This is a genomic window from Paraburkholderia sp. WS6, assembly GCF_030464835.1.
GTDB lineage: Bacteria > Pseudomonadota > Gammaproteobacteria > Burkholderiales > Burkholderiaceae > Paraburkholderia > Paraburkholderia madseniana.
Window position 1 is genome coordinate 23,121 of the sequence record NZ_JALQCK010000044.1, and the last position, 13,643, is coordinate 36,763.

General features: G+C 62.5%; 11 protein-coding genes. All 11 read left to right on the top strand.

Annotation, left to right across the window (positions count from 1 at the left end):
- Positions 1-382: 382 nt before the first annotated feature.
- The 11 genes from M0D64_RS36010 (at position 383) to aspS (ending at position 13,508) form a co-directional block, all read left to right on the top strand.
- Complete coding sequence (locus M0D64_RS36010) at positions 383-4,477, top strand: DUF3683 domain-containing protein (protein ID WP_266261248.1); 4,095 nt, start codon at positions 383-385, stop codon at positions 4,475-4,477.
- A gap of 34 nt (positions 4,478-4,511) precedes the next feature.
- Positions 4,512-4,940 carry an HIT family protein gene (locus tag M0D64_RS36015; RefSeq protein ID WP_171926263.1) on the top strand — a complete coding sequence of 143 codons (429 nt, stop codon included), beginning with the start codon at positions 4,512-4,514 and terminating at the stop codon, positions 4,938-4,940.
- 111 nt (positions 4,941-5,051) lie between these two features.
- On the top strand, positions 5,052-5,465 hold the full coding sequence (locus M0D64_RS36020; RefSeq protein WP_171926264.1) for a gamma-butyrobetaine hydroxylase-like domain-containing protein: 414 nt from the start codon (positions 5,052-5,054) through the stop codon (positions 5,463-5,465).
- Positions 5,466-5,532: 67 nt separating this feature from the next.
- The gene (gene ubiE, locus M0D64_RS36025; protein ID WP_153137354.1) at positions 5,533-6,264 is read left to right on the top strand and encodes a bifunctional demethylmenaquinone methyltransferase/2-methoxy-6-polyprenyl-1,4-benzoquinol methylase UbiE; all 732 of its coding nucleotides are present in this window, start codon (positions 5,533-5,535) and stop codon (positions 6,262-6,264) included.
- Positions 6,265-6,302: 38 nt separating this feature from the next.
- Positions 6,303-7,295 carry a Tim44 domain-containing protein gene (locus M0D64_RS36030; RefSeq protein WP_171926265.1) on the top strand — a complete coding sequence of 331 codons (993 nt, stop codon included), beginning with the start codon at positions 6,303-6,305 and terminating at the stop codon, positions 7,293-7,295.
- Between the two features lie 153 nt (positions 7,296-7,448).
- Complete coding sequence (locus M0D64_RS36035) at positions 7,449-8,093, top strand: SCP2 domain-containing protein (protein WP_171926266.1); 645 nt, start codon at positions 7,449-7,451, stop codon at positions 8,091-8,093.
- A 15-nt stretch (positions 8,094-8,108) separates the two neighbouring features.
- Positions 8,109-9,686 carry a ubiquinone biosynthesis regulatory protein kinase UbiB gene (gene ubiB / locus M0D64_RS36040; RefSeq protein ID WP_171926267.1) on the top strand — a complete coding sequence of 526 codons (1,578 nt, stop codon included), beginning with the start codon at positions 8,109-8,111 and terminating at the stop codon, positions 9,684-9,686.
- Between the two features lie 29 nt (positions 9,687-9,715).
- Entirely contained in the window at positions 9,716-10,339 is a 624-nt protein-coding gene (locus M0D64_RS36045) for a methyltransferase domain-containing protein (RefSeq protein WP_171926268.1), read from the top strand.
- 181 nt (positions 10,340-10,520) lie between these two features.
- Complete coding sequence (locus M0D64_RS36050) at positions 10,521-10,916, top strand: FmdB family zinc ribbon protein (RefSeq protein WP_266238492.1); 396 nt, start codon at positions 10,521-10,523, stop codon at positions 10,914-10,916.
- 75 nt (positions 10,917-10,991) lie between these two features.
- Positions 10,992-11,645 (top strand): DUF502 domain-containing protein, encoded by a 654-nt coding sequence (locus M0D64_RS36055; protein WP_093646478.1) that lies wholly within the window; start codon positions 10,992-10,994, stop codon positions 11,643-11,645.
- A gap of 63 nt (positions 11,646-11,708) precedes the next feature.
- Entirely contained in the window at positions 11,709-13,508 is a 1,800-nt protein-coding gene (aspS, locus tag M0D64_RS36060) for an aspartate--tRNA ligase (protein ID WP_154560523.1), read from the top strand.
- The last annotated feature ends 135 nt before the right edge of the window (positions 13,509-13,643 follow it).

Consider the following 13,643-nt stretch of genomic DNA (forward strand, 5'->3'; position numbering starts at 1 on the left):
GAGAATCGTTCGTATGCGTTGACGAGCGCCGTTCAGCACAAAAACGCCAAAAGTCCTGCCACAACCCTGATTTCAGGCGTCAACGCGTGGCGGGATCATGGGGTAGAATTCCATTTTGGAATAAGGATCGGAAGATGCACTGGCAGCCTCGGATCGCCCACTTGATGCCCGTCCCGCGTGAGTCTTGCCCCGCGGCGGAGCGTCACGTCCGCCACGCGCGATCGTGTAGCTGTCTCTGAGCGCCGTGAAGCGACTGATGTGGGTAGGCCGTCGGTTGCGCTTCGCTCCCCTAGAAGATTTCCAGCATTGCGCCCCACGCGCACTGTCCGCCGACGCCTCACAGAGATGAGCGCGCCCGGTTGACCCACCGAGTCGTCCGAACATGAACGCACCTCAAGTTTTCGATCCGCACGGGGCCGCCACTGCGGTGGCCGCCGATCCCGAAGCGCGTCTGCGCGAAATTCCCTATAACTACACGTCGTTTTCCGACCGCGAAATCGTCATCCGTCTGCTCGGCGACGAAGCCTGGGCGGCCTTGGCCGAACTGCGCGCGGAACGCCGCACCGGCCGCTCGGCACGGATGCTGTACGAAGTGCTCGGCGACATCTGGGTCGTACGCCGCAATCCTTACCTGCAAGACGACCTGCTCGACAATCCGAAGCGCCGCGCGCTGCTGATCGAGGCGCTGCATCATCGTCTGAGCGAGATCGAAAAGCGCCGTCGCGCCGATCTGGTCCAGCACGGCGATGAAGCGGGCATCGATCGGGCCGCCCGCGTTGAAACACTGGTGGCCGCTGCACGCCGCGCTGTCGACGATTTCGAGAGCGAATTCCAGAAGACCTTCGATCTGCGCCGTCGCGCGACCAAGGTGTTGGGCCGCGTCACGGAAAAGGACAACATCAAGTTCGACGGCTTGTCCCGCGTCTCGCACGTGACCGACGCGACTGACTGGCGCGTCGAGTACCCGTTCGTCGTGCTGACGCCGGATACAGAGGCCGAGATCGCCGGCATGATCAAGGCGTGTTTCGAACTCGGTCTGACCGTGATTCCGCGCGGAGGCGGCACGGGTTACACAGGCGGCGCGGTGCCGCTCACGCCGTTTTCGGCCGTCATCAACACGGAAAAGCTCGAGCAGCTGGGTGCGGTCGAGATGACCGAACTGCCGGGCGTCGAGCGCAAGGTGGCGACGATTTTCTCTGGTGCGGGCGTGGTCACCCGCCGCGTGACCGAAGCGGCCGAGCAGGCCGGCTTCGTGTTCGCCGTCGATCCGACTTCGCTGGATGCATCCTGCGTCGGCGGCAACGTCGCGATGAACGCGGGCGGCAAGAAAGCGGTGTTGTGGGGCACGGCACTCGACAACCTCGCCTGGTGGCGCATGGTCGACCCGGAAGGGAACTGGCTCGAAGTCACGCGTCTGGACCACAACCTCGGCAAGATTCACGACATCGAAGTCGCGCGTTTCGAGCTGAAGTGGTTCGACGGCAACCACGCGCCGGGCGAAAAACTGCTGCGCACGGAAGCGCTCGACATCAAGGGCCGCGTATTCCGTAAGGAAGGTCTCGGCAAGGACGTGACGGACAAATTCCTCGCCGGTCTGCCGGGCGTGCAGAAGGAAGGCTGCGACGGCCTGATCACGTCGGCGCGCTGGGTGCTGCACAAGATGCCGGCGCATACGCGCACGGTCTGCCTCGAATTCTTCGGTCAGGCCCGTGAAGCGATTCCGAGCATCGTCGAGATCAAAGACTATCTGTTCGAAACGTCGAAGCAGGGCGGCGCGATTCTCGCCGGCCTCGAGCATCTGGACGAACGCTATCTGCGCGCGGTCGGCTACGCGACCAAGAGCAAGCGCAACGCGTTTCCGAAGATGGTGCTGATCGGCGACATCGTCGGCGACGATGCGGACGCGGTGGCGCAAGCGACCTCGGAAGTCGTGCGCATGGCCAACGGCAAGAGCGGCGAAGGTTTCGTCGCCGTCAACGCTGAAGCGCGCAAGCGTTTCTGGCTCGACCGCAGCCGTACCGCCGCGATTGCCAAGCACACCAACGCGTTCAAGATCAACGAAGACGTGGTGATCCCGCTCAACCGGATGGGCGAGTACACCGACGGCATCGAACGCATCAATATCGAGCTGTCGATCAAGAACAAGCTGCAACTGGTCGACGCGCTCGAAGCGTTCTTCAAAGGCGGCAAGCTGCCGCTCGGCAAGAGCGACGACGCCAACGAAATCCCGAGCGCGGAGTTGCTCGAAGATCGCGTGCAGCAGGCGCTCGATATGCTGAAGAAGGTGCGCACGCGCTGGGAATTCCTACGCGACAAGCTTGATTTGTCCTTGCGTGAGGCGCAGCACTATCTGGTCGGCCTCGGTTACGAAGGGCTGGCGGAGAAGTTCGCCGATCGCGCCGACGCGCAGCCGGATGCGACCGTGTTCCATATCACGCAAGACCGTACGGTGCGCGTGTCGTGGAAGGCGGAGATCCGGGCTGAGTTGCGTCAGATCTTCAACGGCGGCGAGTTCAAGCCGATCCTCGAAGAAGCCCAGGCGATTCACAAGCAGGTCCTGCGTGGCCGCGTGTTCGTCGCGCTGCACATGCATGCGGGCGACGGCAACGTCCACACGAACCTGCCGGTCAACTCCGACAACTACGAGATGCTGCAGGACGCCCACACGGCGGTTGCGCGCATCATGAAGCTGGCGCGTTCGCTCGATGGCGTGATTTCCGGCGAGCATGGCATCGGCATTACGAAGCTCGAATTCCTGACCGAGGAAGAGATCGGCGAATTCCGCGCGTACAAGCAGCGCGTTGATCCGCATGGCCGCTTCAACGCGGGCAAGCTGCTCGAAGGCGCCGACCTGCGCAACGCCTACACGCCGAGCTTCGGCCTGATGGGCTACGAATCGCTGATCATGCAGCAGTCCGACATCGGCGCGATTTCCGAGTCGATCAAAGACTGCCTGCGTTGCGGCAAGTGCAAGCCGGTGTGCGCGACTCACGTGCCGCGCGCGAACCTGCTGTACAGCCCGCGCAACAAGATTCTCGCGACCTCCTTGCTGGTCGAGGCGTTCCTGTACGAAGAGCAGACCCGCCGCGGCGTGTCGATCAAGCACTGGGACGAGTTCAACGACGTCGCCGATCACTGCACCGTCTGTCACAAATGCGTGACGCCGTGCCCGGTGAAGATCGACTTCGGCGATGTGACGATGAACATGCGCAACCTGCTGCGCAAGATGGGCAAGAAGAAGTTCAATCCGGGCAACGCGGCCGGCATGTTCTTCCTGAACGCCACCAACCCGCAGACCATCAACCTCGCGCGCACCGCGATGATGGGCATCGGCTACAAGGCGCAGCGCCTCGGCAACGACGTGCTGAAGAAGTTCGCGAAGAAGCAGACGGCGCACCCGCCGGCAACCGTCGGCAAGCCGAAGGTCACGCAGCAGGTGATCCACTTCATGAACAAGAAGATGCCGGGCAACCTGCCGAAGAAAACCGCGCGTGCGTTGCTCGATATCGAGGACAACAAGATCGTCCCGATCATCCGCAATCCGAAGACGACCACGGCCGATACGGAAGCGGTGTTCTACTTCCCGGGCTGCGGCTCAGAGCGGCTGTTCTCGCAAGTCGGTCTGGCCACGCAAGCCATGCTGTGGGAAGCGGGCGTACAAACGGTACTGCCGCCGGGCTACCTGTGCTGCGGCTACCCGCAGCGCGGCTCAGGCCAGTTCGACAAGGCCGAGCAGATCGTCACGGATAACCGTGTGCTGTTCCACCGCGTCGCGAATACGCTGAACTATCTCGACATCAAGACGGTGGTGGTGTCGTGCGGTACGTGTTACGACCAGCTCGCCGGCTACGAATTCGAGAAGATCTTCCCGGGCTGCCGGATCATCGACATCCACGAGTTCCTGCTCGAGAAGGGGATCAAGCTCGAAGGCGTGAACGGCGTGCGTTACATGTACCACGACCCGTGCCACTCCCCGATCAAGACGATGGACCCGGTCAAGCTCGTCAATCAACTGATGGGGTCGGAGAACGACGGCTACAAGATCGAGAAGAACGATCGCTGCTGTGGCGAATCCGGCACACTCGCGGTGACGCGCCCGGATATTTCGACGCAGGTCCGTTTCCGCAAGGAAGAGGAAATGCGCAAGGGCGCCGCGAAGCTCCGTGGCATTCCTTTGGTGGCTGAGGCGGGTGCGAATGGGATCAACGCGGCCAATGCGTCGGCCGGCGCGGCGGGTGCGCCGGACGGTTCCGTGCTCAAGGCGGGCGACGGGCCGCAACCCAACGGCGCCACGGAGGTGAAGATCCTGACGAGCTGCCCATCCTGCCTGCAAGGCCTGTCGCGCTACAACGAAGATGCGGGCACCGAGGCGGACTACATCGTCGTCGAAATGGCACGTCACGTGCTGGGCGAAGACTGGATGGCGGATTACGTCCAGCGGGCGAACAATGGCGGTATCGAGCGCGTGCTGGTTTAATGGCACGACTGACGATTTTTGCCTGAGGACGACGATGGACTGCGTTTTTTGCCGTGAAGATGGCGGCGATGTGCTGTGGCAGGACGACACCCTGCGTGTCGTCCTCGCCGACGAACACGACTACCCGGGCTTTTGCCGGGTGATCTGGAACAAGCATATCGCTGAGTTTTCCGATCTCGCCGAGACCGACCGCGATCGCGTGATGCGGGCCGTGTATGCGGTCGAGCGTGCGATCCGGCGCATTCTCCAGCCGGTGAAGGTCAACCTGGCGAGCCTCGGCAACCAGGTGCCGCACGTGCATTGGCATGTGATACCGCGTTTTTCGAACGACGCTCATTTCCCGCTGCCGATCTGGGCGCCGCGCCAACGCACGGTGTCCGAAGCCATGCTGTCGTCGCGCCGTGCGCAAGCTACCCTGCTGCGCGAAGCTGTGCGGCAAGAAATCGAACAGGCGTTTGGCTGAGCGCCGCCGAACCAGCCGCTTCGCGCTAGTGCCCCGACGGGCCAATCCCCCAAGGGACCTCCTGCGGAGCGGAAAGCTTGGGGCTGCTCTGCTTTTTGTTATGAGGTCATCATGAGTGGATTGACTCCCGATACCCCGGTGCCGACCGGCGTGGTCGTGCATTCCAAATCGCGCGTGCTCGAATTGCAGTACGCAAACGGCGAAACGTATCGCCTGCCGTTCGAACTGCTGCGCGTGTATTCGCCGTCGGCAGAAGTGATGGGCCACGGGCCCGGCCAGGAAACTTTGCAAACCGGTAAACGCGACGTCACGATCACCATGATCGAAGGCGTCGGCAACTATGCGGTGCAGCCGACTTTCTCCGACGGACACGCCACCGGCATCTATTCCTGGGACCTGCTGTACGACATGGCCGTCCGTCAGGATGAACTCTGGCGCGACTATCTCGCCAAACTGGCAGCGGCCGGCGTCGACCGCGATGCCCCGATGGCGCCAGCCGGTGCTGCGCACGGGCACTGTCACTGATACGATTCGCCCTGGTCGCCGCGCTGATGCGGCGCAACATTTCAGAATACGCGAAAGGACGAGCGCGATGAGCAAAACCCACTTCGGCTTTCAATCGGTCGACGAACAGGAAAAAGCGCAGAAGGTGGCGGGCGTGTTCCACTCGGTCGCCTCCAACTACGACTTGATGAACGACCTGATGTCGGGCGGGTTGCACCGGGCGTGGAAGATGTTCACGATCGCCCAGGCCAACGTCCGGCCGGGCTTCAAGGTGCTTGATATCGCGGGCGGCACGGGCGATCTGTCGAAGGCGTTCGCCAAACAGGCGGGTGAAACCGGGGAAGTCTGGCACACCGACATCAACGAGTCGATGCTGCGCGTGGGCCGCGATCGCCTGCTGGACAAGGGCGTGATCACGCCGGCGCTGCTGTGCGATGCCGAGAAAATTCCCTTTCCGGACAATTACTTCGACGTAGTGACGGTGGCATTCGGCTTGCGCAACATGACGCACAAGGATGTGGCGCTCGCCGAGATGCGGCGGGTGTTGAAGCCGGCAGGCCGTCTGCTGGTGCTGGAGTTCTCGAAGGTGTGGGATCCGCTAAAAAAGGTCTACGACGTCTATTCTTTTAAAGTGTTGCCGTGGCTCGGCGACCGCTTTGCGAAAGACGCCGAGAGCTACCGCTACCTCGCGGAATCGATCCGGATGCATCCGGATCAGGAAACTTTAAAAACAATGATGGAACAAGCGGGCCTGGACGGCGTCAAATATTACAATTTGTCAGCTGGCGTGGTAGCTTTACATGTGGGGACCAAATACTAGGGTTCCTAACCCATCGATTTTTAAAGGAAAGTACGAAAATGTCCGATTCAGGTGTGTTATCTCCCCGTAAGGTTACGAGGTCATTGGTGAGAAGAATCGGACTGATCGCGATGGTCGGTCTAATCATGGCCGGCTCTCTCGCCTCGCTCGATGCGGAAGCCCGCCGCATGGGCGGCGGCCGTAGCATTGGCCGTCAGTCGAACACGGTTCAGCAACAGTCGACCCCGTCGCAACCTTCCCAAAGCAATCAGGCCATGCAGCAGCGCGCGCAGCCGGCACCGGCGCCCGCGCCGACTCCCGCCGCAACGCCTAATCGCTCGCGCTGGCTTGGGCCGATCGCCGGTCTTGCGGCTGGTCTTGGTATCGCGGCGCTGCTGTCGCACTTCGGTCTGGGCGGCGCGTTCGCCGGCGCTATGGCCAACATCATCGTGATCGCGGTCATCGCGATGATCGGCATCTGGCTGATCCGCCGCTTCATGGGTCGTAAGCGCGATACGTCGCAACCGTCGTACGCGGGTGGCGCACCGTCGCTGAATGCGGGCGGCACCGGCTATACGCAGGAGCCGCGTTACAACGCTCCGCCCACCGGCTCGTACCTCGAACCGCAAGGCAACCCGCTGACTACGCCGTCGATCAACGCTGCCCCGGCCGTGCCGGCCGGCTTCGATTCGGAAGCGTTCCTGCGCAACGCGAAGGTGTACTTCGTGCGCCTGCAAGCCGCGTGGGACGTCGGCAACACGGAAGACATCCGCGAATTCACCACGCCGGAAATGTTCGCCGAAGTGAAGGTCGATCTGAACTCGCGCGGTGCCGAGTCCAATCAGACCGACGTGGTGCAACTGAACGCGGAGCTGCTGGGCGTTGAAGAACGTGCAACCGAATACTTCGCCAGCGTGCGCTTCTCCGGTTTGATCCGCGAATCGGCGGGTGCTGCGGCAGAGCCGTTCGTCGAGGTCTGGAACCTGACGAAGGCGAACCGCCCTGGCGAAGGCTGGCTGCTGGCCGGCATTCAGCAGGTGGCGCAGCACTGAGCCAGCAGCGGGGCAGGGCCGGGACAGCCCTGCTTGCCCTGATTTTGCACAAAGCATTGGCCGTTCGGCATAGCAAGCCGCGAAGCGAACGGACGTTACAATAGGAACCCGCGCGGGCACCTCGCCCGCGCGGGTTTTTTCTTGCCACTTTCAATGACCCTCGCCGCCAAGCCCTTCGCTGCTGCTGTCAATCATCTGCTCGCCCGCGAATCGTGGGCTCGCGAGCGCCTCGCCCCTTACGCGGGCAAGACCGCCAGACTGTCCTGTCCGCCAGTCGTGCTGATGCTGCTGGTGCAACCCGACGGCTACCTCGGCGCGGTCGACGAAACCGATGCGCAACAGTTCGATGTGACCATCTCGGTGCCGTCCGATGCGCTGCCTGCCTTCATGCAAGGCGGCCAGGCCGCCGTGATGAAGCACGTGAAGATCGAAGGCGACGCCGAGTTTGCGACCGTGATCGCCAAGCTCGCCGAGCATCTGCGCTGGGAGCCCGAAGAGGATCTGGCGAAGCTGATCGGCGACGGTCCGGCATGGCGGGTCGCGTCGGTCGTGCGCACGGTCGGCGAACATGCGCGGCGTACCGGGCGCAATCTGCTCGACACTGCCGCTGAGTATCTGCTCGACGAAAACCCGCAACTGGTGCGCCGCGCCGCGTTGGAAGACTTCAACGTCGAACTGGCCCGCGCCCGCGATGCTTTGGCGCGCGTGGAAAAGCGCATCGAGCGTCTTGAACAGAAGGTCGAAGCCCGCGGCGCAGATGCGCCGGGCGGCGCCGCCACGTTGCGCGGCACGCGCTAGTCATCGGGCACAACTATGCGTTTTCTGCGTTTCCTCAAGATTTTCTTCACGGTCATTCGATTCGGTCTCGACGAGATGATGCTCAGCCGCGTCAACGACCGGCGTGTGCGTCTGCTGCTACGTATCACTACCATCGGCCGCAAGTTCGAAGCACCTCCGGGTGTGCGTTTGCGGCTCGCGCTCGAAAGCCTCGGGCCGATCTTCGTCAAGTTCGGCCAGGTGCTGTCCACGCGGCGCGATCTGCTGCCGGTCGATATTGCCAATGAGCTGGCCAAGCTGCAGGATCAAGTGCCGCCGTTCGATTCGGCGGTGGCGATCGGGCTGGTCGAGAAGTCGCTCGGCGCACCGGTCGACGTGCTGTTCGACGATTTCGAGCGGGTGCCGGTGGCGAGCGCGTCGATCGCGCAGGTTCACTTTGCCAAGGTGAAAGCAGGGCAGCACGCGGGCAAGTCGGTCGCCGTGAAGGTGCTGCGGCCGAACATGTTGCCGGTGATCGATTCCGACCTGGCCTTGCTGCGCGACATCGCCGTCTGGGCCGAGCGTTTATGGGCCGACGGCAAGCGCCTGAAGCCGCGCGAGGTGGTCGCTGAATTCGACAAGTATCTGCACGACGAACTCGATCTGATGCGGGAGGCGGCGAACGGCAGCCAGCTGCGCCGCAACTTCGCCGGGCTCGATCTGCTGCTGGTGCCGGAAATGTACTGGGAGTTCTGCACGCCCACCGTGCTGGTGATGGAGCGCATGGTCGGCGTGCCGATCAGCCAGGTGGAGACGCTGCGCGCGGCCGGCGTCGATATTCCGAAACTGGCGCGCGAAGGCGTCGAGATTTTCTTCACCCAGGTGTTCCGCGATGGTTTTTTCCACGCCGATATGCACCCGGGCAACATTCAGGTGAGCCTCGATCCGGCGCACTTCGGCCGCTATATCGCGCTCGACTTCGGCATCATCGGCGCACTGTCGGACTTCGATAAGAACTACCTCGCGCAGAACTTCCTCGCTTTCTTCAAGCGTGACTACCACCGTGTCGCCACGCTGCATCTGGAGTCCGGCTGGGTACCGCCTACGACTCGGGTCGAGGAACTGGAAAGCGCGATCCGCGCAGTTTGCGAGCCCTATTTCGACCGCGCGTTGAAGGATATTTCGCTCGGCCAGGTGCTGATGCGCCTGTTCTCGACTTCGCGCCGCTTCAACGTGGAAATCCAGCCGCAACTGGTGCTGCTGCAAAAAACCATGCTGAACGTGGAAGGGCTCGGCCGTTCGCTCGATCCTGAGCTGGACTTGTGGAAGACCGCCAAACCCTATCTCGAACGCTGGATGAACGAGCAGATCGGTCTACGCGGCTGGTACGAGCGGCTGAAGATCGAAGCCCCGCAGTGGAGCAAGACACTGCCGCAGTTGCCGCGCCTGATTCATCACGTGCTGGCTCAGCGTCACGACCACACGCGCGGCGTGAACGACGACATGATTCGCCAGATTCTGCTCGAGCAGAAGCGTACCAACCGGCTGCTGCAAGGCTTGCTGCTATTCGGCGTGGCGGTGGGTGTCGGCGCGGTGCTGGCACGGGCGTTTCTGGCGTTCGCCTACGGCGGGTGATCCCGAACCTGATTCCTACGAGGCATCCCATGAGCGACCCGAACCCGCCTTCCGCACCCGACTTCGCGACCCGCGATCCCAACTCGCCCGAGTTCTGGGACGAGCGCTTCGAACGCCATTTCACGCCGTGGGATCAGGCGGGCGTGCCGTCGGCGTTCCAGTCATTCGCTGGCCGGCACAGCGGCGCCGCCGTACTGATTCCCGGCTGCGGCAGTGCCTACGAGGCGCTCTGGCTGGCGCAACAAGGCAATCCAGTCCGGGCGATCGATTTCTCGCCGGCTGCCGTGGCGGCAGCGCACAAGCAATTGGGTGCGCAGCATGAGCAACTGGTCGAACAGGCTGACTTCTTCAAGTACGAACCGCCGTTCACGCCGGCATGGATCTACGAGCGCGCGTTCTTTTGTGCGTTGCCGGTGGAGCGCCGTGCAGACTACGCGCAACGGATGGCCGAGTTGTTGCCGGCTGGTGCGTTGCTGGCGGGTTTCTTTTTCATCGGCGCGACGCCGAAGGGGCCGCCGTTCGGCATCGAGCGCGCTGAACTCGACGCGTTGCTCATGCCGCACTTCGATCTGATCGAAGATGAAGCCGTGAACGACTCGATTCCCGTCTTTGCTGGCCATGAGCGCTGGATGAGCTGGCGCCGTCGTGCCTGAGCGCGTCGCCGCCGCGTTTGACGGCGGCTCGGGCCGCACTTGATTCGATAGCGGCCGCCCCCATTTACGTGAACGGCGGCTGCGCCTGGCGTTTGTCCCCGAAAATCGCGGGTGACTAGCCATATGCGGCTATAATTCAAGGCTTTGCAAGCGTTTACAAGATTTCAGTAGGGAAAAGTTCATGCCGATCTACGCTTATCGTTGCGAGTCATGCGGCTTCGGGAAGGACGTGCTTCAGAAGATGAGCGACCCCCAGTTGACGCAGTGTCCCGAGTGCGGGAAAGACACCTTTCGCAAGCAGGTGACAGCAGCCGGTTTCCAGTTGAAGGGCTCCGGCTGGTATGTGACCGATTTCCGCGGCGGTAACGGCGGCGCGAGCGCGCCGGCCAAGCCCGACGCGAACGGCGGCTCGAATGCGAATTCGGGCGAAAACGCTGCAGCCGGGAACGGCGGCGCGGCGAATTCCGACACGGCTCCGGCCAACGGCACGGCCGCCGCCGCAACGCCTGCCGCAGCCGCCACGCCTGCTGCCGCACCCGCCGCTTCGGCCAGTTCGAGCGGTTCCGGCAGCGCCTAGTAGCATGGCCGCCCTTATGGGCGGCGCACACGCCGCGCGTCGGGTATCGGCTCGCGCGGCTTTCTGGCGGTACACATGACGACGAAAAAAACGACGCTCAAATCGGTGTTCCTGACTGGCCTGCTGGTGCTGGTGCCTCTGGCTATCACACTGTGGGTGCTCGGCCTGATCATCGGCACGATGGACCAGACGCTATTGTTGCTGCCGACCTCATGGCAGCCGGAGCGCGCGCTCGGCTTCCGTTTGCCGGGCCTCGGCGCGGTGCTGACGCTGGCGTTCATCTTTGTTGTCGGGCTGTTGACGCAAAACTTCATCGGGCAGAAGCTCGTGAAGTGGTGGGAAGTCGTGGTCGCTCACATTCCGGTGGTCGGCCCGCTCTACACCAGCGTCAAACAGGTGTCGGACACCTTGTTGTCGAGCAGCGGCAATGCGTTTCGCAAGGCGCTCCTGATCGAGTACCCGCGCCGCGGTTCCTATACGATTGCGTTTCTGACCGGCATTCCGGGCGGCGACGTGGTCAATCACCTGAAAGAAGATTACGTCAGCGTGTATGTGCCGACTACGCCGAACCCAACGTCCGGCTTCTTCCTGATGGTGCCCAAGAGCGAAGTGATCGAACTCGACATGACGGTCGACGCTGCGCTCAAGTACATCGTCTCGATGGGCGTCGTGGCGCCGTCCGCGCCGCCGGCGCCGGTGCGCCGCACGACAGTCGAGCCTCCGCTGTAATGCCGGCGCGCAGCGTTTATCGCCGCGCGCCGTCCAACCAATGCAAAACGAAAGACAAACATCATGTCGATGAGATCTGAATACTGCGGTCTGGTGACCGAAGAACTGCTGGGCCAACCCGTCTCGCTGTGCGGTTGGGTAAGCCGCCGCCGTGACCATGGCGGCGTCATCTTCATCGACCTGCGTGACCGCGAAGGCCTCGTTCAGGTCGTCTGCGATCCGGATCGCGCGGAAATGTTCAAGACTGCCGAAGGCGTCCGGAACGAGTTCTGCCTGCAGATCAAGGGCGTGGTTCGCGCCCGCCCGGAAGGCACCACGAACGCCTCGCTGAAGAGCGGCAAGATCGAAGTGCTGTGCCACGAGCTGATCGTGCTGAACCCGTCGATCACGCCGCCGTTCCAGCTCGACGACGACAACCTGTCGGAAACCACGCGCCTCACGCACCGTGTGCTCGACCTGCGCCGTCCGCAGATGCAGCACAACCTGCGTCTGCGTTACCGCGTCGCGATCGAAGTGCGCAAGTATCTGGACTCGCTGGGCTTCATCGACATCGAAACGCCGATGCTCACCAAGAGCACGCCGGAAGGCGCGCGCGATTACCTCGTGCCGTCGCGTACCAACCCGGGTCAGTTCTTCGCATTGCCGCAATCGCCGCAGTTGTTCAAGCAACTGCTGATGGTCGCTAACTTCGATCGCTACTACCAGATCGTCAAGTGCTTCCGCGACGAGGACCTGCGCGCTGACCGTCAGCCGGAATTCACGCAGATCGACTGTGAAACCTCGTTCCTGTCGGAACAGGAAATCCGCGATCTGTTCGAAGCGATGATCCGTCACGTGTTCAAGGAAACGATCGGCGTCGAACTGGCCGAGAAATTCCCGGTCATGGAGTATTCGGAAGCGATGCGCCGTTTCGGTTCGGACAAGCCGGATCTGCGCGTGAAGCTCGAATTCACCGACCTGACGGACGCGGTTAAAGACGTCGACTTCAAGGTGTTCAGCACGCCGGCCAACACGAAAGACGGTCGCGTCGCGGCGATCCGCGTGCCGAAGGGCGGCGAGCTCTCGCGTGGCGACATCGACAGCTACACGGAATTCGTGCGCATCTACGGCGCGAAGGGTCTGGCTTGGATCAAGGTCAACGAAGTGGCGAAGGGCCGTGACGGTCTGCAAAGCCCGATCGTCAAGAACCTGCACGACGAAGCGGTCAAGGCGATTATCGAGCGCACTGGCGCGCAAGACGGCGACATCATTTTCTTCGCGGCGGATCGTGCGAAGGTGGTGAACGACAGCCTGGGCGCGCTGCGTCTGAAGATCGGCCATTCGGAATTCGGCAAAGCCAACGGCCTGGTCGAATCCGGCTGGAAGCCGCTGTGGGTGATCGACTTCCCGATGTTCGAGTACGACGAGGAAGACAACCGCTACGTCGCCGCGCATCACCCGTTCACGAGCCCGAAGGACGAGCACCTCGAGTATCTGGAAACGGATCCGGCGCGCTGCCTCGCCAAGGCCTATGACATGGTGCTGAACGGCTGGGAAATCGGCGGCGGTTCGGTGCGTATCCACCGTGAAGAAGTGCAGAGCCAGGTGTTCCGCGCGCTGAAGATTGGCGCGGAAGAAGCGCAAGCCAAGTTCGGCTTCCTGCTCGACGCGCTGCAATACGGCGCGCCGCCGCACGGCGGTATCGCATTCGGTCTGGACCGCATCATCACGATGATGGCCGGCGCCGATTCGATTCGCGACGTGATCGCGTTCCCGAAGACACAACGCGCGCAGTGTCTGCTCACGCAGGCGCCGAGCGAAGTGGACGAGCGCCAGTTGCGCGAGTTGCACATCCGTCTGCGTCAGCCGGAACCGAAGGTCTAAGCTGGATCAAACTAGAGCTGTCTGAAAACGACAGCGTGAGGTGACGAAAAAGCGAAACGAAAAAGGCGCGTGATGCGCCTTTTTCGTTTTTTGCGTTACAGTCGCAGCAACCGGTCTCGACCGCTTATTGGACCA

Excerpts from the sequence above, each read along its gene's own strand:
- ubiB (WP_171926267.1), top strand. The coding sequence starts at position 8,109 with ATGCGTTTTCTGCGTTTCCTCAAGATTTTCTTCACGGTCATTCGATTC.
- M0D64_RS36055 (WP_093646478.1), top strand. The coding sequence starts at position 10,992 with ATGACGACGAAAAAAACGACGCTCAAATCGGTGTTCCTGACTGGCCTG.
- M0D64_RS36035 (WP_171926266.1), top strand. The coding sequence starts at position 7,449 with ATGACCCTCGCCGCCAAGCCCTTCGCTGCTGCTGTCAATCATCTGCTC.
- M0D64_RS36015 (WP_171926263.1), top strand. The coding sequence starts at position 4,512 with ATGGACTGCGTTTTTTGCCGTGAAGATGGCGGCGATGTGCTGTGGCAG.
- M0D64_RS36030 (WP_171926265.1), top strand. The coding sequence starts at position 6,303 with ATGTCCGATTCAGGTGTGTTATCTCCCCGTAAGGTTACGAGGTCATTG.
- M0D64_RS36020 (WP_171926264.1), top strand. The coding sequence starts at position 5,052 with ATGAGTGGATTGACTCCCGATACCCCGGTGCCGACCGGCGTGGTCGTG.
- M0D64_RS36045 (WP_171926268.1), top strand. The coding sequence starts at position 9,716 with ATGAGCGACCCGAACCCGCCTTCCGCACCCGACTTCGCGACCCGCGAT.
- aspS (WP_154560523.1), top strand. The coding sequence starts at position 11,709 with ATGTCGATGAGATCTGAATACTGCGGTCTGGTGACCGAAGAACTGCTG.
- M0D64_RS36010 (WP_266261248.1), top strand. The coding sequence starts at position 383 with ATGAACGCACCTCAAGTTTTCGATCCGCACGGGGCCGCCACTGCGGTG.
- M0D64_RS36050 (WP_266238492.1), top strand. The coding sequence starts at position 10,521 with ATGCCGATCTACGCTTATCGTTGCGAGTCATGCGGCTTCGGGAAGGAC.
- ubiE (WP_153137354.1), top strand. The coding sequence starts at position 5,533 with ATGAGCAAAACCCACTTCGGCTTTCAATCGGTCGACGAACAGGAAAAA.